The sequence below is a fragment of the Halobacterium noricense genome (genome assembly GCF_021233435.1).
Classification (GTDB): domain Archaea; phylum Halobacteriota; class Halobacteria; order Halobacteriales; family Halobacteriaceae; genus Halobacterium; species Halobacterium noricense.
Genome location: NZ_CP089468.1, coordinates 2375503 through 2392442, shown reverse-complemented (window position 1 = coordinate 2392442; position 16940 = coordinate 2375503). Strand labels below are relative to the sequence as shown.

The following is a 16940-nucleotide window of genomic DNA, read 5'->3' as shown; positions in this document are numbered from 1 at the left end:
GGGGTAGGTCGTGTCGATGGACCGGAGATCGGCGGTCCGGCGGGTCGGCGGCGTCGTCTTCGCCGCGAACCTCGCCCTCGTCGCCGCGAAAGCGACCGTCTGGTGGACGACTGGCAGCATCGCGGTCGGCTCCGAGGCGGTCAACAGCCTCGCGGACGTCGCGTACTCGCTGGTCGTGCTCGGCGGCCTCTACCTCACGACGCAGCCGCCGGACTTCGAGCACCCACACGGCCACGAGCGCATCGAGCCGTTCGTCTCGCTGTTCGTTGCCGTTGGCGTGCTCGGAGCTGGCGTCGCCGTCATCTGGTCGGCGTCTACCTCCCTGCTTGCGGGGACGTACGGCCGCAGCGCTGGGCTCGCCGGCGTCGTCGTGCTCTCGGGCACCGCGGTCGGGAAGTACGTGCTCTACCACTACTGCCTGGACGTCGCCGAACGCTACCACTCGCCGGCGATTCGCGCGACTGCCCTCGACAACCGCAACGACATCCTCACCGCGGGCGCGGCGCTGGCGGGCGTCGTCGGCTCCGCCGTCGGCTACCCGATTCTGGACCCCGTGGCGGCGCTGGTGGTCGCGCTCGGCATCCTCTACACGGGCTACGAAATCGTCCGCGACAACGTCAACTACCTCGTCGGCGCTGCACCCCCGGAGGACCTCCGCGAGGAGATTCTCGACCGCGCGCTCGCCCACCCCAAAGTGGAGGGCGCACACGACGTCGTCGCCCACTACGTCGGCCCGGAGGTCGACGTCAGCCTCCACGTCGAGGTCGAGGGCGAGATGAGCCTCTACGAGGCCCACGACATCGAGACGGCAATCATCGAGTCGGTGCGCGAGATTCCGGAGGTCGACGACGTGTTCGTCCACGTCGACCCGAAGGAGCTCGGCGAGTGGAAGGGCGACGACCCCGAGTAGCTACGCGAGTGCCGCGAGTTCGCCGCAGTCCGTCCACTCGCCACCCATCGGTCGGCGTTCGACGCGCGGCGGCTCCCAGCCGTCCGCTGTTCTGACGGCGCGCACCCGGTACTGTGGCGCGTTCCGCGGGCCGGGACAGAGTTCGATGCGGACGCCGGCTTCGTCGCGCTCGATGCGCGACGGCCGCCCCGCGACGCGCGTGCCGTCGTCAGTCTCGACGACGACGTCGTCGCCGGGTCGCACGTCGTAGAGCTGTTCGACGAGTGCCGCCATCGCTAGTAATGACACACGTTCACAACCACAAAGGTACTGTGGCAGTCAGGACCGCATCGGCGGGAACTTCTATGAGGGGGTCCGCCGAACGCTCTCCCATGAGCGAGGCCCGACAGCTCCAGTGTCTCGAATGCGGCCGAACTGCACCCCCGAACGGCAACTGGGCGTCCGGGACCCATCCCACGCTCGGGTCGATGACGAAGTGCCCCGAGTGCGGGAGCACGAACGTCCAGACGAAGCGGTAGCAGCGGCGGGCGCTCGCAGCACGTTCGAGAGTGCCCGCACCGTCAAGTGGCGTCGCTGCGAGTCGACGTGTATGCCCGGGCAGCCCTGGCCAGTCCTCGGCAGTACCGCCGTGACGGTCGTCGTCGCGGGCAGCGCAGCGCTCGTTGCCGCGCTCGCGACCGTCCGCGTGGCCGACCGGTCGCCCCGACGCGCTGCCGCGCTGGTCGGCGTCCCCGTGACTGTCGCGTCGCTGGTGCTCTGGTGGGCCGTCCGGTACTGGGCCGCGTACCCGTTCCCCGACTACGGCGGCCTACACCTGCTTGCGGCCTGGCTCGCCCTCGCGTTCGTCGTCGCCGTCGCGCAGGCCGGATTCGCCGCGTACGCGTTCGCCCGCTGGCGGCTCGTCGCCGGCCCGGTCGCGGTGTTCGCCACCGTCGCCGCGACGTGGTACCTGTTCCTCCGCATCGGCGGTGAGACCGACATCCTGTGGGTGTGGGCGCTCTTCTTCGGGCCGATACTGTCGGCCGCGACCGCACTCACGGTCGGCATCGAGTACGCCGCACGGCGGTCCGCGGGTGAGTTGGGCGCGTGAGCAGTGTCGAGGCGGAGCCCGCGGCCTCAAGGAGCGAGGGCTTCCGACTGGTCGGAAGCGCGAAGCGAGTAGGCCGGGGAGGAAGCCGACACTCACGACAACCCACGAGCCAATAGCGTCCCGACTCCTGAATCATTAAGTACCGATAGGATAACATCTGAAGTATGGAGGTCAGACGTACCGCGCCGGTCAAACTCGTCGTACCCGACGAGTACCGCGACGACCTCCACGAAACCGCCGAGCAATTCCTCTACTGCACGAACGAAGCCAGTGACTACTGCTGGGACAACACCAGCTACGAAGACTGCGTTACCTCGAACGTAACAGCCAGAGATGCGCTGTACGACCGGCTCCGTGAGGAGACTGATCTGACGGCAAACCTCGTCCAAGAAGCCATCCGGCGTGCCGTCCACGCCGTCGATAGCGGTGTTGACCGCTGGAAAAACGGCAAGCGGACGAACAAACCAGAGTTCACCTCCTGGAGTATGGTGTACGACAAGCGCAGTGCGACGTTCTACCGAAACAAAATCTCACTCTCCACGGTGAACGGACGCATCGAGTGTGATTTCGAGCTGCCAGCGGACAGTCCCACACCATACGAAGAGTACGTCTTGTCCGAGGAGTACGAGTTTCGGACGAGTACACTCTAGTACGACCAAGCGACCGACGATTTTTATTTCCACGTCAAAACGCGGAAAGTAGACGGAGATGGAGAGGCTGTTGAAATCGAGGGTTCGGCCGATACCGGGCACCAGACAGTCCTCGGTATCGACCTCGGTGTGAACAGTCTCGCCGTCGCTAGCACAGGGACATTCTGGAGTGATGACGAGTACGACCACTGGATCCACGAGTTCGAGAACCGTCGGGCGGAAATGCAACAGCGTGGCACACAAGCCGCTCACAACGCCGTGCTTCGACTCGGGAACCGAGAGCGAGCGTGGCGGAAACAGTACATCCACACGGTCGCCAACGAGCTTGTTGCCGAAGCGGTTGCCTACGACTGCGACGTGATCGTGTTCGAGGAGTTGACGGATATTCGAGAGCGACTCCCTCACGCTGACTGGCATCACGTGTGGGCGTTCCGCCGTCTCGTCGAGTACGTCGAATACAAAGCTCCAGAACGAGGTGTCGCGGTTGAACAGGTAGAGCCTGCCCACACGAGCCAACGGTGTTCTCGGACTGATTGTGGGTTCACCCACGAAGATAACCGGGACGGTGAGCAGTTCCAGTGTCTGAAGTGTGGGTACGAAATCAACGCGGATTACAACGGCGCGAAAAACGTCGCGCTCCGATATATGCGGAAGCGACAGCACAGCCTGCGTTCCTCGCCCACGTCGGGGAGCGCAGACGCACCAGTAGACGTGCGTCTAAATGGTGGGACACTGAACGGTGACGGCTATCGGCCAACCGCCGACAGCTGATTCCCGGGGGTCCACATCAAAGCCCCACCCTCAACGAGCGAATCCCTTGTGGGTGAGCGAAGTAGGGTGGGGTAGTTTACACGGGGTCGCCGAACGCGTAGACAGTCTGGTGGCCGGTAACCTCGACGGTCGTGAAGTCGCCGGGTTCGAGGCCGTAGTCGGAGGCGTTCTGCACGATAATCTGGCGGTAGCTGCCGTCGTAGCACTTCACGGAGTCGCCGGTCCCCTGCTCGGTGACGAGCACCTCGCGCTCGGTGCCGACCATCGCCTCGTGGGCGTCGCCGACCACGGCCATCTTGAGGTCGGTCATCGCCTTCGAGCGGTCCTTCTTCGTCTGGCCGCCCAGGCCTTTCATCTCCGCGGCGTCCGTGCCGGGGCGCTTGGAGAACCGCGTGACGTTGATTTTCTCCGGGCGCGTCTCCCGCAGCAGCGCCATCGACTGCTCGTGGTCGTGCTCGGTCTCCGTGGGGAAGCCGACGATGAAGTCCGTCGAGAGCGTCCACTCGTCGAGGTAGTCGTCGAACGTCTCCACGATGTCGACGTACTGTTCGACCTCGTGCTGGCGGCGCATCTCTTCGAGCACGTCGTCGCTGCCCGACTGCACGGGCGCGTGCAGGAAGTTGTAGATTTCGTCGTGCTCGGCGAACACCGCGGCGAGTTCCTCGCGGATGCCGTGGACGCCGCCGGGGTTGGCCATCCCGACGCGAACGCGGAAGTCGCCCTCGATTTCGGTGGCGATACGTTCGAGCAGTTCGGGGAGTTTGCGCTCGCCCTCGTCCCAGCCGTAGACGCCCGTGTCCTGGCCGGTGATGCGAATCTCCTTCGCGCCGGCGTGGACGAGCGCGCGCGCCTTCTCGACGTTCTCCTCGACCGGCGGGGAGTCCACGCGCCCGGTCGCTTGCTTCGTGATGCAGTACGAGCAGTTGCTCATGCAGCCGCGGGCGATGGGGAGGATGCCGATGACGCCGTCCAGGATGGGTTCGGCGTCCGGCGTCGTCGTCGGGCACTCGCCGTTCGTCACGGCCTCCGGCACGTCGTCCCAGTGTAGGACCTGAGCGTCGACCTCCGCGTCGGCGAACTCCTCGCCCTGCGCGAGCGCCATGCAGCCCGTGACGATGAGGTCGGCCGTCTCGTCTTCGAGTTCCTCGGCCCGCCGGAGCATGTTGCGCTCCGTCTTCTCGACCACCGTACAGGTGTTGAGGATGGCGACGTCCGCCTCGTCGGCCCCCTCGACCTTGTGGTGGCCGGCGTCGCGGAGGCGTCGCTCGATTTCGCGGCTCTCGCCGCGGTTCGAGGTACACCCGTACGTCTCGATGTGGTACTGGGCCATGCGTTGACTCGATTGTTGGCCGTCCGCGGGCAAAAGTACGACGATAGCCGGCGACGCTCCCGGCGAGGACTGCCTACTCGTTGAGCGTCTCCACGACGTTCACGCCGGAACTCGCGCCGATGCGCTCGGCGCCCGCGTCGAACATCGCCTGCGCGTCCGCGTAGTCGCCGACGCCGCCGCTGGCCTTCACGGGGAGGTACTCGCTCATCAGTTCCACGTCCGGCACGGTCGCGCCGCCGTCGGAGAAGCCGGTCGCGGTCTTCACCATGTCCGCGCCCGCGTCTTCGGCGGCCTGGCACGCGTCGTGTTTCTCCTCGTCGTCGAGCAGCGGCGTCTCGATGATGACCTTCACGGGCAGCGGCGTGGCGTCCACGACCGCTTCGAGGTCGTCGCGCACGGCGTCCAGTTCGCCGGCCTTCAGGCGGCCGACGTTCGTCACGACGTCGAGTTCGTCCGCGCCGTCGGCGTGCGCGATGCGGGCCTCGCTGACCTTCGCTGCCGTGGCGTGCTGGCCGTGCGGGAATCCGACGACGGTGGCGACCGTGAGGTCGTCGGGCGCGTAGCTCCGCACGTCGGCGACGTAACACGGCGGGATGCAGACGTTCATCCCGTACTCGGTGGCCTCCTCGACGACGCGCTCGACATCCGAGGGCGTCGTCACGGGGCCGAGTACGGTGTGGTCGATGCGCGCGGCGAGCTCCTCGCGGTTCATACGTGAGGCGAGGCGGGGCCACGTGAAAAGTCGGCCGGTGGACGCCAACCCCTTTTACCCGCGGCACGAACCGGGGGGCATGCTCGCACCGGAGGTCGAGACCACCGCCGAGGACATCGCGGAGATGGAAGTCAGGGGCGCGGCGACCATCGCGCGCGCCGCCGCGGAGGCGTTGGAAGCGCAGGCCCGCGACAGCGACGCCGACACGCCCGCGGGCTTCCGCGAGGAACTCCGGGCGGCGGCCCGCCGCCTGCGGAACACTCGTCCGACCGCGGTCAGCCTGCCGAACGCGCTCCGCTACGTGCTCAACGAGGTCGATGGCGACTCCGTGGCGGCCCTCCGCGCGTCCACTATCGAGGCGACCGAGCGCTTCCGCGACCAGTTGGACCGCGCGCAGGACGACCTCGGCGCAATCGGCGCGAACCGCCTGCGGGACGGCGACACCATCATGACGCACTGCCACTCCACGGACGCGCTGGCGTGCGTCGAAGCCGCGCTCGACGACGGCAAGGAAATCGAGGCCGTCGTGAAGGAGACGCGCCCACGCAAGCAGGGCCACATCACCGCGAAACAGCTCCGCGAGTGGGACGTCCCGGTGACGATGGTCGTGGACAACGCCGCGCGGCGCTACCTCGACGACGTCGACCACGTGCTCGTGGGCGCGGACTCCATCGCCGCCGACGGCTCCGTCGTCAACAAAATCGGGACCAGCATGCTCGCCGTCTCCGCCCGCGAGCGCGGCGTCCCCGTGATGGTCGCCGCGCAGACGCTGAAGCTCCACCCGGACACGCTCACCGGCCACACGGTCGAAATCGAGATGCGCGACGAGACCGAAGTACTCGGCGACGAGGAGCGCGCCGAGATGGGGGACCCGGACGTGGAGAACCCCGCGTTCGACGTGACGCCGCCGCGGTACGTCGACGCCATCGTCACCGAGCGCGGTCAGTTCCCCCCGGAGAGCGTCGTCACGCTGATGCGGGAGCTGTACGGCGAGGGCACCAGCGAGCCGTGGGCGGAGGAGTGAGTGGCACGAAGCTGCCGAAGTCGTCCACCTCTAGTGGCACTCATCCGGCGCTTATTGCTCCGCCTTCTATCGCAATTTGGAAAAGAAACCATAGAACGATAAAACATCCACCATCTGTAATAACAAAGACAGTAATAAAAACTTATTTGTTCAATTCATGTGTCTCCCGTCATGCGACGGAGAGCCCTCCTGTCCACCGCCGCTACTGTGCTCATCTCGGGTTGCGCGAGCGTTACTCCCTCGGGAAACGAGACGACCACCGCCAACCCGACGACGTACATCGATGACCCGAATCTGGAAATTAGCTTCGAGACGCTCGACAGCGAGTGTCTGCAGAGCACTGAGAATCTCAGTGAACAGAACAAAGCGGAGTTCACGGTGGAACCGTCGGAAAAGCAAGTAACTGTAGAGGGGTGGATTGCCGACGGCGATTCGCGGAGGACGGCCGTGCTCCGCGATGCCAGTTACGTCGTCGAAGACACCGAACTCCGCCTCGATGTCGGGACTGTCGACTCGGACTCCGCGGAGGACTGTCCGAATCGCATCGAGTACCGGATACGGATTACGTACAAGATGGATGAGTTCGAGTCGTACAGCGTCTATCATAACGGTCGAGCCGTCGAATCCGTTGATGTCGGCGGCGATTAATGCGTCCATCATCTGGCGGTTGGTTCGTTCACGAAGCCGTCGAACTGTTCGATCCCAGTGGAGCCCGGAATCCGCCGAGCGCCGGAACGACAAGGCTTTCGAGGCACGAAACCGCCTTCCCGGTATGGTCCTGCCTTCCGGGTTCGCGCTCCCGTCGCTCCCGTACCTCGCGGTCGTCGCTGCCGCCGTGCTCGCGGTCGGGTGGCTGCTCGTCCGCGAAGCGCCGCCCGTCACCGACCGCACCGTCCTCGCGTTCGCCCCGTGGATGGTGCTCGGGTCGACGCTGTACGTCTGCTTCCAACTCGACCTCTACCCCGATACAGTCGCGCCGTTCTTCGGCTCCCCGACCGTCTACGCGACGACGTTCACCGTCGCGGGCGCGACGTGGCTCGCCGCGCGACGCACCGCTCGCCCGCTGCTCGCCACCGCAGCTCTCGGCGGCGTGCTCGCCGTCTTCCCAACCGCTGCCGCCGTCGGCTACGGCCTCGCGCACGACACGCTGACGCTGGCGTGGCCGCTCAGCGCCGTCGTCGCCGCCGCCGTCATCGGGCACGTCGCGTGGTGGGTAGTCGAGCAACTGCGACCGGACGACGTCGCCGCCGTCGGCGGTGCCGGCGCGCTCGCCGTCTTCGCGCACGTCCTCGACGGCACCTCCACCGCGGTCGGCGTGGACGTGCTCGGGTTCGGCGAGCAGACGCCGCTCTCCGCCGCCATCATGCACGCTGCCGCTGAACTCCCGACCGCCTCGGTTATCGGCGTCGGCTGGCTGTTCGTCCTCGTGAAGACCGCGCTCGGTGCCGCAGTCGTCCTCCTGCTCGCCGAGTACGTCCGCGAAGACCCCGTCGAGGGGAACCTCCTGCTAGCGGTCGTCGCCGCCGTCGGTCTCGGTCCCGGCGCGCACAACGTCTTGCTCTTCATCGCCGCGAATCCCGCAGGGTTTTAGCGCGACCGGCCCAACCGCCGGCACATGGTTCGTGTCGTCGCCGCCGGCCACGTCAACTGGGACGTCACGCTCCGCGTCGACGCCCTCCCCGAGCCCGACGGCGAAGCCAGCATCGTCTCCCAGCGCCGCTCCGGGGGCGGGAGCGCCGCCAACGCCGCGGTCGCGCTCGCGGGCTTCGACGTCGACACCGGGCTCGTCGGGAGCGTCGCCGACGACGAGAACGGGCTGCTCGCGCGCCGGGAGCTCGACCGCGTCGGCGTCGACCTCGACGGCCTCCGCGTCGTCGACGACGCCGAGACGAGCGTCAAGTACCTCGTCGTGGACGGCGACGGCGAGGTGATGGTGCTCGGCAACGACGGCGCCAACGAAGCCGTCGCGCCCGCGGACGTCGACGCCGACTACGTCCGGGCCGCCGACCACGTCCACCTCACCAGCCAGCGTCCCGAGACCGCCACGCGCGTCGCCGAACTCGCCACCGAAGCCGGCGCGACGGTCTCGTTCGACCCCGGCCGCCGCCTCGACGAGCGAGACTACGCGGCGACCATCGAGCGCTGTGACGTTCTCTTCGTCAACGACCGCGAAGCCCTCGAAATCCTCGAAGAAGACGCCACCTACGCCGAATCGGATGTCGGCGACCGCGTCGTCGTCGTGAAGCACGGCGCGGCGGGCGCGACCGTCCACACGCCCACGGGCTCGTTCGAGCACCCCGGCTTCGACGTCGAACCCGTGGACACGACGGGGGCTGGCGACGCCTTCGCCGCCGGCTTCATCGCCGTCCTCCTCGACCACCCCGACGACTACGAGCGCGCGCTGGAGTTCGCCAACGCCTGCGGCGCGCTCGCGGCGCAAGCGGAAGGCGCGCGCACCGCGCCGACGTACCCGGAAGTCGAGGCGTTCCTCGCCCAGCAGTTCTGACCCACGTTTAGGGGGCTGGCTCGTGTAGCCGACTGTATGCGACTCCTCGCGGCGTTCCCCGACCGCGTGCTCTCGTTCGACGACGGCAGCCTCCAGACGGTTCGCTCCGACGACGTGCAGTGTCTCGACGCCGGCCCGTTCGGCGTCTACTGCGGGACCAGCGACGGCGTCTACCGCCAGTCCGACACCGAGGACTGGACGCGCGTCGCGGACGTCGGCGACGTGACCGCAGTCGCCGTCCACGAGTCGGGCGTCTGGGCGGGAACCGAGCCGAGCGCGGTCTACCACGCGCCCGGCGGCGAGACGTTCACCGAGCGCGAGGGGCTCACCGACCTGCCGTCCAGCGACGACTGGGCGTTCCCACCGCGGCCCTCCACGCACCACGTCCGGTGGGTCGAACCTACGTCCGAACGGCTCTACGTCGCTGTCGAAGCCGGCGCGCTCGTGCTGTCGCCGGACGGCGGCGAGACGTGGCAGGACCGCGTGCCTTCCGGTCCGTACGACACGCACTCGATGGCGACCCACGACGACCGCCCGGACCTCGCGTACTCGGCCGCCGGCGACGGCTTCTACGTCACCGAGGACGGCGGCGACTCCTGGCGCACCGTGGAAGCGGGCCTCGACCGCACGTACTGCTGGAGCGTCGTCTGCGACCCCGCCAACCCCGAGCGCGTGCTCGTCTCCGCCGCGAACGGCCCGCGTAGCGCCCACGACGCCGGCACCGCCAGCAGCGCAGTCTTCCGTAAGGACGGCGCAGATGCTGATTGGAAGCGCTGCGAGGACCTACCGGGACCGAACGGACTGCTCGCGTCCGTGCTCGCGACGACTGGCCCTGGGGAAGCCGTCGCGGTGACGAACCGCGGGCTCTTCGAGACCGACGACTGGGGCGCGTCGTGGACCGGAATCGACACGGAGTGGCCCGCTGCGCTGGAATCCGAACGACCACGTGGACTGGTCGCGCGCTGACCGCAATCCCCGCTCTTTTTCTCCGCGAGCGTCGAATCGCTGGCATGGCCAAACAGCCCCACCTGCTAGTCGAGGAAGGCGACGTCCACGACATCGCGCTGCTGCCCGGCGACCCGGGCCGCGTCGACCGCATCGCTAGCCACTGCGACGACAGCGAGGTCGTCGCCGAGAACCGCGAGTACAAGGTCGTCAACGCCACCTACGACGGCGTCGACCTCACCATCTCCTCGACCGGCATCGGCTGTCCCTCCGCAGCCATCGCCGTCGAGGAACTCTCGCGCGTGGGCGTGAAGACGTTCCTCCGCGTCGGCACCATCGGCGCGCTCCAGGCGGACATCGAGGTCGGCGACATGATTGTCGCGACCGGTGCCGCCAAAGAGGAGGGAACGAGCAAGCGCTACGAGTCCGCCGTCTACCCGGCCGTCCCGGACTACGACGTGCTCACAAGTGTCGTCGATTCCGCCGAGGCCAACGACGAGGAGGTTCACGTAGGACCGATTGTGAGCGACGACGCGTTCTACAACGAGGACGAGGACTTCGTCGACGACTGGAACGACGCCGGCCTGCTCGCCGTCGAGATGGAGGCCGCGACCGTCTTCTCGCTGGCGCGCCGCAAGGACCTCGCCGCGGGCGCCATCTGCACGGTCGACGGCAACCTCGTCGCCGGCACGCAGAAGGGCGCGGACAGCGACGACGAACTCCCCGAGAAGGCGAAGAACAACGTCGCGCGCGCCATCGACATCTCGCTGGACGCCGTGACGCGACTCGCGTAGGCCAGCCGAAACACCCAACTGCCGGGCTCGCCGACTGCGTGCACATGTTCTCGGAGTTGCGGCGGCGGCTCGCGGCGGCCCGGCAGCGCGCCGCGCGCATCGAGCGCCGCGAACTCCGCTCGTTCCGGAAGTGGTTGGAGACGACGAGCAACCTCCTCCACGTCTGCGTGCTGCTGTTCGTGCCGCTGCTCGTCGGCCTGGTGACGCTGCTCTCGGAGACGGTCGACGTCGTCTCCTTCCTCCTGTTCCCGCCGCTGGCGTCGGGGACGTACACGCTGTTCGCCGAGCCCGAGGGCCGCTACTCGAACCCGAGGACGTTCGTCGGCGGGCTGACGGTCGGCGCGCTCTGCGGCTGGGCCGCCGTCGAACTCACGGCGCTCGCGTACGGCGTCCCGACGTCCGCAATCGGCCTCGACGCGGGTGCGGCCGCGCTCGGCGTCTTCCTCACGAGCGCCGCGACGTGGGCGCTGGACCTCGAACTCCCGACCGCGTTCTCGACGGCGCTGCTCGTGCTCGTCACGGGCACCGCCCAGTTCGCGTACGTCGTCGCCGTCGCGCTCTCGGCGTCGCTGGTCGCGGTCGTGTTCGTGCTGTGGCGACGCGAATTCTACGAGGAGCGCGCCCGCTACCTCTACCGGACGACGGAGGCCGACGACCACGTGGTCGTGCCGATGCGCGGGGAGACCGCCGAGCAGACCGCGATGCTGGGCGCACGCATCGCCGCCGCCCACGACGCCGGGAAGGTCGTGCTGCTGGACGTCGTCGACGACGAGGCAATCGCGGCCGCCGAGCGCGAATGCATCGGCGGCGAGGGCGCGGACTACGTCGAGGACGCCGAGTCCACCGCCGAGGAGCGGGCCGCCGACGCCGCCGCGCGCGAACTCGAACAGCAGGCCGCGCGCATCGAGACGAGCGTCGGCGTCCCGTGCGACGTGGCGGTCGCGGTGGCGAACGCCAACCCTGCGGGGACGGTGCTCTCGACTGCCGACGAAGCGAACTGCGACCTCGTCGTCACGCCCTTCGAGTGCGACGAGGACGGCACGCTGACACCGTTCCTGCGGACGCTGTTCGGGAGCGACGTCGACGTCGTCGCGCTCCAGTCGACCGGCGAGCGCACGCGCTGGAAGCGCATCATGGTCCCCGTGCGCAGCGCCTCCAACGTCGCACACGCGATGCTTGACTACGCCGAGCGCCTCGCCGGCCGGAACGGCTCCATCAGCGTCTGTTCGTGCATCGACACCGAGCGCGAGCGCCGCCGCACCGAGTCGATGCTCGCGAACCTCACGGAGACCGTGGGCACGCGCTGCGAGACGCGCGTCTCGCGGTCGTCAATCGAGGCGTTCGTCGAGCGAAACGACGCCCACTACGACCTCGTGTTCCTCGGCGCGAGCACCGACCGCTCGGCCGCCTCGAAGTTCTTCTCGCGGCCGACCTACGAGCGCGTCCGCGACCTCGACACGGACATCGCGGTCGTCCACACCGCCTGACTACACTTCGTCGCCCACGTCGGCGGCCTCCTGTTCAGCGTTCTCGTCGCCGAGTGCGGAGCGTGCGAGCAGCCGGCCGCCGATGACCGCGGGGCTGATGACGACGTCCGCACCCGCGCGCCGGAGCTTCGGCTCGTTCTCCTGCTCCGTGGCGGCGGCGACGACGCGTACGTCGGGGTGGCTCTCGCGGACGGTGAGCACCGCGAGCGCGTCCTCGCCGTCGTCGTTGGTCGCCGCGACGACCGCTCGCGCGCGTTCGACGCCCGCGCGGTCGAGGGTTTCCTCGTCGGTGGGGTCGCCGACGAGTACGTTCACGTCGCGCTCGCGGAGCGCGGACGCGTCACCGTCGCTGGCGGTCAACACGATGAGCTGGCGGCCGCTGGCGGCGAGTTCGCTCAGAATCGGTTCCGTCAGGTCGCCGTAGCCCGCGACGACCACGTGGCCGTCGAGGGACTCTAGGTCGCTCTGTGTCATGCGTCCGAGGGCGCTCGCGAACCGGGCTTCGAGGGCGGGGCCGAGCAGCGCGCCGAGCGCGATGGCGAAACTCGCGGTGCCGAGTACGAGCACGGACAGCGAGAACAGCCGCGCCTCCTGCGTGGTCGGGGTGACGTCGCCGTAGCCGACGGTGCTGGAGGTGACGAGCGTGTAGTAGAACGCGTCCAGCATCGTGTTCACGCCCGTGAACCCGCGCTCGCCGCGGAGCGCGTACGTCCCGATGGTGCCGTACGCCTGCACGCCGGCGAGCGCGCCGCCCGCCGCGACCGCGCTCGTGGACAGCGAAATCGGCTCGTCGAAGCGGCTGCGCGCGACGGCGAGCACGGGGAACGCGACGAATGACAGCACGACCAGCGGCACCGAGTACGGCGTCGCCTGCACGAGCCCCTGGCCGGCGGTGACCGGGAGCAACACCATCGTCGAGTACCACGCCGCCCGGAGGCCGCGGCGCAGCCCGAACGCGCTCATCACCATCAGGAAGCCGGTGAGCGAGCCGGTGAACCCCGCGGTCTGACTGATTGCGGGCGGAATGTACTGGGCGAACGGTCCGAAGTTCGCGGTCGGGTCGACGATGCCGAGGATGCCGACGCCGACCGACAGCGCGGCGACCGCGAGGGTCAACGCGACAGCCACCCGTCCGGTCACTCGCTTCACGCCCGGTACGTCCATACATCCACGCGCGTGGTGCCCCGTCTTAACGTCAACGGCACGCGTCGGTAGCGTTTTGTCCCGGGCGCGAGTGCTCGGTCGTATGACTTCCACTCCCGTGCAGGCGCTGCACGGCATCTATCTCGGGCTGCTGGCTGGCGTGATTCCGGCGCTGGTGTCGTTCGGGTTCGGCTTCCTCTTCCGGTACGTCACCGGGCTCTCCGTGCCCGCGTTCGGTGTCGTGGTGCTGGGCGTCGCGCTCGCGGGGGTCAACGGCGGCTTCCTCGCGTTCGCGGACCCGACAATCACGCAGGCGGCGAATTCGACGACGCTGGTGGTGGCGCTGCTGGTCGTCGCGATGCTGACGTTCTACACGCACTCGGTCGGCGACAAGATGGGCGCGTCGCTCCCGCGTCGGCTCAGCCTGAAGTCGCTGCGCGAGCGCACGCTCCACACCGACGCCATCGAGTTCGTCGGCGGCCGCAACGAGGTCACGGTGAGCGTCGTCGGCGGCGTCCGCGACCTCGAAGGCTACCCGCCGCTGCCGGAGTCGCTGCGCGCGTCGATTCACGACGCGGAGTGGCGCTTCCCCGCTGACCTCCCGCTCTCGGAGCTGGAGACGCGGTTCGCCGACCGCCTGCGGTCGGACTTCGACGTCGAGGAGGCGTCCGTCACCGTCGACGAGCACGGCCGCGCGACCGTCGCCGCAGCGCCGCCCGCCGCGGGCGTCTCCAAGCGCACGCCGGTCGGGAAGCGCGCGGTGTCGGTGAGCGCGCTCGTCCCTACGGGCATCGCGCGCGGCGACGAGGTCTCGGTGCTGGCGGGCGAGGAGCGCGTCGACGGCACCGTCGTCTCCGCGAAGTCCGGCGGGAAACCCGCAGCGGACCCGACCACACCCGCGGCAGAGGAGTCGGCGGAGACCGAACCCGCGGCGACGCCCGCGCCGACGACGACTGGTGGTGAGGGCCGCGTCACCGTCGCCGTGCAGCGGCCGGACGCAGAGTCCCTGCTCGCCGCCGACCGCACGCGCATCGTCGTGCGCGCTCGCGGTACCCGCCGCGAGTACGAACTTCTCGGACTGTTGCGCCGCGGCGGCCAGCGCGTCCGCCGGCTCACGCTCCGCGCGGACACTCCCGTCGTGGACACCACGCTCGGCGAAGCGAACGTGCGGGAGACGTACGGCGTCACGGTGCTGGCGGGCCGCCACGACGGCTCGTGGACGGTCGCTCCGACCGGCGACGTCGCGCTGTCGGCCGGCGACGAGCTGTTCGTCGCCGGGCCGCGCCGTGAACTCGACGCCTTCGAGGAGGTGGCGAAGTGATGCCGGTGTCGACGACCGAACTCGCGCAGGGCGGCGGCGTCATCCTCGCGGCCGGGGTCGCGGTCGCCGTGCTCGCGGCCGCGTTCCGGTGGTACTTCCGGCAGGAACTCCCCTCGGGCGTGGCGCTGCTCGTGAACGTCTCCGTGGTCGCGTTCTACCTCAACACGCGGGTCGCGCTCGGGCAGGCCATCGCCGGCCGCACGGACGTGCTCTCCCTCGACGCCGTCGTGTTCAACCTCGCCGTGTTCGGGGCCGCGCTGCTGGTCGCGCCGGCCGCCCGCCGCGGTGGCGACCGCGTCGGCGTCCAGATTCTGGCCGCGACCGGCGTCCGCGAACTCGAGGGCGACGTCGGCCGGCTCGTGAAAGCCGTGGGGCGCGCGGTCGCGGTCGAACTCCCCGAGGAAATCGCGGACATCGAGGGCTACGACCCGGTCGCCGACGACGTCAAAGCCGAGCTGGCGGGGAAGACGCTCATCTTCCCGCGCCGGCTCACCGTCGAGGAGCTCCGCGAGCGCGTCGTCACGCGACTGAAAGACGACTACGACGTGGGCTACGTCGACGTCGAACTCGCCGACGACGGCACCGCGACCTACCTCGCGCTCGGCAGCCGCACCGCCGGCATCGGGCCGACGCTCCCGCCCGGAACTGCGGCCGTCGGGGTGCACGCGGACCCGCCGAACGCCGCCGGCCCGGGCGACCTCGTACAGGTGTGGCAGCCGAGCACGGAGACGCAGCCCGCCGAACGCGTCGCCACGGCCGAGATTCGTGCGACCCGCGAGGACACCGTGACGCTGTCGCTGGACGAGTACGACGCCCGCAGGCTCGCGGGCGGCGACTACCGCCTGCTCACGCTGCCGTACGAGCCGGGCGCGGACCGCCAGTTCGCGTCCCTGTTGCGGGCCGCCGACGAGACGATGGTCGTCGTCACTGTCGAAGCCGGCAGCGACCTCGACGGCGCGACCGTCGCGACAGTGGAGGGGACCGTCGTCGCATTCCGCGGCGAAGCGGGCGTCTCCGCCATCCCGAGCGCGTCGCGGCCGCTCGCCGCCGGCGACACGCTGTACGTGGTCGCGCGGCCCGATGTCGCGCGCCGCGTGGACGCCGCCGCGGCCGCCGACGAGGAACCGGCCGACGAGTCGCCGAGCCAGTAACCCGCCGCACGCGCTGCCGACCCCGTAGCACCTATGCGTCGCCGCCGCCGAGGGTCGTGCATGGAGTGGAAGCTGTTCGCGGACCTCGCGGAGGTCGGCGGCGACCGCCGAATCACCGTCGACGAGTCGGCGGAGACGGTCGGGGACGCCCTCGACGCCCTGCTCGCCGACCGCCCCGCGCTCCGGGACCGCGTGCTGACCGACGACGGCGACATTCGCGAGCACATCAACGTCCTGCGCAACGGCGAGAACGTCGCCCACGCGGACGGCCTCGACACGGAACTCGACCCGGACGACGAGCTCGCGCTGTTCCCGCCGGTGAGCGGCGGCTGATGTTCACCATCGCCCACCGCGGATTCGCCGGCGTCGCGCCCGAGAACACCGCGGCGGCGGTCCGCGCGGCCCGCGAACGCGCGGACGGCATCGAAGTGGACGTTCAGCCCGTAGCCGACGGTACGCCGGTCGTCTTCCACGACCAGCGCCTCGACGGCGACGGCGACTCGCGCGGCGTCACCGACGCCGAGGGCTTCGTCTGGGACGCCAACCCCGAGACGCTCGCAGCAGCGGACGTGCTCGATAGTGGCGAACCCGTGCCGACGCTGGCCGACGTCGCGGACCTCGTGCCTGCTGGCGTGGAGTTCCACGTCGAACTGAAGAATCCCGGCAGCGAGGACGCCCGCCTCGGCCTCTCCGGGCCGGACGCGGCGACCTGGCGGCCGTTCGTCGAATCCGTCGCGGACGCTCTCGCGGACTGCGACGCGCCGGTCGTGCTCTCCTCCTTCTTCGACGGCGCGCTCGAAGCCGCCACCGAAGTGCTGCCGGACACGCCGCGGGCGGCGCTGTGTCTCGACACCGACCGCGGGCTCACGCGCGCCAGCGAGTTCGACTGCCGCGCGCTCCACGCGCCCGTCGACGGCCTCAGCGCCGACTTCGTCGAGCACGCGCACCGCGACGGCCGCACCGTCAACGCGTGGACCGTCACGGACTGGCAGGACGCCGTCACGTGCAGCGATGCGGGTGTGGACGGCGTCATCGCTGACTACCCTGGCATCGTCGACTACGCCGGCGACCCGGCGCGGCTCGCCTGAACTCGCGGAAGAACGTTC

General features: G+C 69.3%; 18 protein-coding genes and 1 pseudogene. 15 read left to right on the top strand and 4 right to left on the bottom strand.

Annotated features, from left to right (window positions below):
* Window positions 1–16 precede the first annotated feature (16 nt).
* Window positions 17–910 (top strand): cation diffusion facilitator family transporter, encoded by an 894-nt coding sequence (locus LT974_RS12785; RefSeq protein WP_232588023.1) that lies wholly within the window; start codon window positions 17–19, stop codon window positions 908–910.
* Here the strand turns inward: LT974_RS12785 and LT974_RS12780 are convergent, their stop codons facing one another.
* The gene (locus LT974_RS12780) at window positions 911–1183 is read right to left on the bottom strand and encodes a hypothetical protein (protein WP_232588022.1); all 273 of its coding nucleotides are present in this window, start codon (window positions 1181–1183) and stop codon (window positions 911–913) included. It lies immediately after the preceding gene.
* A 98-nt stretch (window positions 1184–1281) separates the two neighbouring features.
* Between LT974_RS12780 and LT974_RS12775 the strand changes: the two genes are divergently transcribed.
* From LT974_RS12775 to LT974_RS12765, 3 genes and pseudogenes are all read left to right on the top strand, one after another.
* Entirely contained in the window at window positions 1282–1428 is a 147-nt protein-coding gene (locus tag LT974_RS12775) for a hypothetical protein (RefSeq protein WP_232588021.1), read from the top strand.
* Window positions 1429–1499: 71 nt separating this feature from the next.
* Window positions 1500–2000, top strand: a complete 501-nt coding sequence (locus tag LT974_RS12770) for a hypothetical protein (protein ID WP_232588020.1) — start codon at window positions 1500–1502, stop codon at window positions 1998–2000.
* Window positions 2001–2164: 164 nt separating this feature from the next.
* Window positions 2165–3421 (top strand): annotated as a pseudogene (locus LT974_RS12765) (RNA-guided endonuclease InsQ/TnpB family protein).
* 76 nt (window positions 3422–3497) lie between these two features.
* Here the strand turns inward: LT974_RS12765 and LT974_RS12760 are convergent.
* Both LT974_RS12760 and deoC read right to left on the bottom strand, forming a co-directional pair.
* Window positions 3498–4751 carry a tRNA (N(6)-L-threonylcarbamoyladenosine(37)-C(2))-methylthiotransferase gene (locus LT974_RS12760; protein ID WP_232588019.1) on the bottom strand — a complete coding sequence of 418 codons (1254 nt, stop codon included), beginning with the start codon at window positions 4749–4751 and terminating at the stop codon, window positions 3498–3500.
* Window positions 4752–4824: 73 nt separating this feature from the next.
* Window positions 4825–5463 (bottom strand): deoxyribose-phosphate aldolase, encoded by a 639-nt coding sequence (deoC, locus tag LT974_RS12755; protein ID WP_232588018.1) that lies wholly within the window; start codon window positions 5461–5463, stop codon window positions 4825–4827.
* Window positions 5464–5542: 79 nt separating this feature from the next.
* Between deoC and LT974_RS12750 the strand changes: the two genes are divergently transcribed.
* The 7 genes from LT974_RS12750 to LT974_RS12720 all read left to right on the top strand — a co-directional run bounded on the left by LT974_RS12750 (window position 5543) and on the right by LT974_RS12720 (window position 12219).
* Window positions 5543–6487 carry a ribose 1,5-bisphosphate isomerase gene (locus LT974_RS12750; RefSeq protein ID WP_232588017.1) on the top strand — a complete coding sequence of 315 codons (945 nt, stop codon included), beginning with the start codon at window positions 5543–5545 and terminating at the stop codon, window positions 6485–6487.
* A 171-nt stretch (window positions 6488–6658) separates the two neighbouring features.
* Entirely contained in the window at window positions 6659–7135 is a 477-nt protein-coding gene (locus LT974_RS12745) for a hypothetical protein (RefSeq protein ID WP_232588016.1), read from the top strand.
* Window positions 7136–7259: 124 nt separating this feature from the next.
* Window positions 7260–8078: a DUF63 family protein gene (locus LT974_RS12740; protein ID WP_232588015.1), complete on the top strand. Its 819-nt coding sequence runs from the start codon at window positions 7260–7262 to the stop codon at window positions 8076–8078.
* Between the two features lie 24 nt (window positions 8079–8102).
* Window positions 8103–8993, top strand: coding sequence for a carbohydrate kinase family protein (locus LT974_RS12735; RefSeq protein ID WP_232588014.1), 891 nt, complete (start codon window positions 8103–8105; stop codon window positions 8991–8993).
* Between the two features lie 36 nt (window positions 8994–9029).
* Window positions 9030–9959 carry a WD40/YVTN/BNR-like repeat-containing protein gene (locus tag LT974_RS12730; protein WP_232588013.1) on the top strand — a complete coding sequence of 310 codons (930 nt, stop codon included), beginning with the start codon at window positions 9030–9032 and terminating at the stop codon, window positions 9957–9959.
* A 44-nt stretch (window positions 9960–10003) separates the two neighbouring features.
* Window positions 10004–10732 carry a nucleoside phosphorylase gene (locus LT974_RS12725; protein WP_232588012.1) on the top strand — a complete coding sequence of 243 codons (729 nt, stop codon included), beginning with the start codon at window positions 10004–10006 and terminating at the stop codon, window positions 10730–10732.
* A gap of 44 nt (window positions 10733–10776) precedes the next feature.
* Window positions 10777–12219, top strand: a complete 1443-nt coding sequence (locus LT974_RS12720; protein ID WP_232588011.1) for an HPP family protein — start codon at window positions 10777–10779, stop codon at window positions 12217–12219.
* Here LT974_RS12720 and LT974_RS12715 read toward each other — a convergent pair whose 3' ends face one another.
* The gene (locus tag LT974_RS12715; RefSeq protein ID WP_232588010.1) at window positions 12220–13383 is read right to left on the bottom strand and encodes an NAD-binding protein; all 1164 of its coding nucleotides are present in this window, start codon (window positions 13381–13383) and stop codon (window positions 12220–12222) included.
* A gap of 82 nt (window positions 13384–13465) precedes the next feature.
* Between LT974_RS12715 and LT974_RS12710 the strand changes: the two genes are divergently transcribed.
* The 4 genes from LT974_RS12710 to LT974_RS12695 are packed head-to-tail and all read left to right on the top strand — an operon-like array spanning window position 13466 to window position 16922.
* On the top strand, window positions 13466–14683 hold the full coding sequence (locus tag LT974_RS12710; RefSeq protein WP_232588009.1) for a potassium channel family protein: 1218 nt from the start codon (window positions 13466–13468) through the stop codon (window positions 14681–14683).
* Window positions 14683–15834 (top strand): potassium transporter TrkA, encoded by a 1152-nt coding sequence (locus LT974_RS12705; protein ID WP_232588008.1) that lies wholly within the window; start codon window positions 14683–14685, stop codon window positions 15832–15834. Before LT974_RS12710 ends, LT974_RS12705 begins: the two co-directional genes overlap by 1 nt.
* Window positions 15835–15894: 60 nt before the next feature.
* Window positions 15895–16167: a ubiquitin-like small modifier protein 1 gene (locus LT974_RS12700; RefSeq protein WP_232588007.1), complete on the top strand. Its 273-nt coding sequence runs from the start codon at window positions 15895–15897 to the stop codon at window positions 16165–16167.
* The gene (locus LT974_RS12695) at window positions 16167–16922 is read left to right on the top strand and encodes a glycerophosphodiester phosphodiesterase (protein ID WP_232588006.1); all 756 of its coding nucleotides are present in this window, start codon (window positions 16167–16169) and stop codon (window positions 16920–16922) included. Before LT974_RS12700 ends, LT974_RS12695 begins: the two co-directional genes overlap by 1 nt.
* Window positions 16923–16940 lie beyond the last annotated feature (18 nt).

Excerpts from the sequence above, each read along its gene's own strand:
- LT974_RS12785 (WP_232588023.1), top strand. The coding sequence starts at position 17 with ATGGACCGGAGATCGGCGGTCCGGCGGGTCGGCGGCGTCGTCTTCGCC.
- LT974_RS12780 (WP_232588022.1), bottom strand. The coding sequence starts at position 1,183 with ATGGCGGCACTCGTCGAACAGCTCTACGACGTGCGACCCGGCGACGAC.
- LT974_RS12775 (WP_232588021.1), top strand. The coding sequence starts at position 1,282 with ATGAGCGAGGCCCGACAGCTCCAGTGTCTCGAATGCGGCCGAACTGCA.
- LT974_RS12770 (WP_232588020.1), top strand. The coding sequence starts at position 1,500 with ATGCCCGGGCAGCCCTGGCCAGTCCTCGGCAGTACCGCCGTGACGGTC.
- LT974_RS12760 (WP_232588019.1), bottom strand. The coding sequence starts at position 4,751 with ATGGCCCAGTACCACATCGAGACGTACGGGTGTACCTCGAACCGCGGC.
- deoC (WP_232588018.1), bottom strand. The coding sequence starts at position 5,463 with ATGAACCGCGAGGAGCTCGCCGCGCGCATCGACCACACCGTACTCGGC.
- LT974_RS12750 (WP_232588017.1), top strand. The coding sequence starts at position 5,543 with ATGCTCGCACCGGAGGTCGAGACCACCGCCGAGGACATCGCGGAGATG.
- LT974_RS12745 (WP_232588016.1), top strand. The coding sequence starts at position 6,659 with ATGCGACGGAGAGCCCTCCTGTCCACCGCCGCTACTGTGCTCATCTCG.
- LT974_RS12740 (WP_232588015.1), top strand. The coding sequence starts at position 7,260 with ATGGTCCTGCCTTCCGGGTTCGCGCTCCCGTCGCTCCCGTACCTCGCG.
- LT974_RS12735 (WP_232588014.1), top strand. The coding sequence starts at position 8,103 with ATGGTTCGTGTCGTCGCCGCCGGCCACGTCAACTGGGACGTCACGCTC.
- LT974_RS12730 (WP_232588013.1), top strand. The coding sequence starts at position 9,030 with ATGCGACTCCTCGCGGCGTTCCCCGACCGCGTGCTCTCGTTCGACGAC.
- LT974_RS12725 (WP_232588012.1), top strand. The coding sequence starts at position 10,004 with ATGGCCAAACAGCCCCACCTGCTAGTCGAGGAAGGCGACGTCCACGAC.
- LT974_RS12720 (WP_232588011.1), top strand. The coding sequence starts at position 10,777 with ATGTTCTCGGAGTTGCGGCGGCGGCTCGCGGCGGCCCGGCAGCGCGCC.
- LT974_RS12715 (WP_232588010.1), bottom strand. The coding sequence starts at position 13,383 with ATGGACGTACCGGGCGTGAAGCGAGTGACCGGACGGGTGGCTGTCGCG.
- LT974_RS12710 (WP_232588009.1), top strand. The coding sequence starts at position 13,466 with ATGACTTCCACTCCCGTGCAGGCGCTGCACGGCATCTATCTCGGGCTG.
- LT974_RS12705 (WP_232588008.1), top strand. The coding sequence starts at position 14,683 with ATGCCGGTGTCGACGACCGAACTCGCGCAGGGCGGCGGCGTCATCCTC.
- LT974_RS12700 (WP_232588007.1), top strand. The coding sequence starts at position 15,895 with ATGGAGTGGAAGCTGTTCGCGGACCTCGCGGAGGTCGGCGGCGACCGC.
- LT974_RS12695 (WP_232588006.1), top strand. The coding sequence starts at position 16,167 with ATGTTCACCATCGCCCACCGCGGATTCGCCGGCGTCGCGCCCGAGAAC.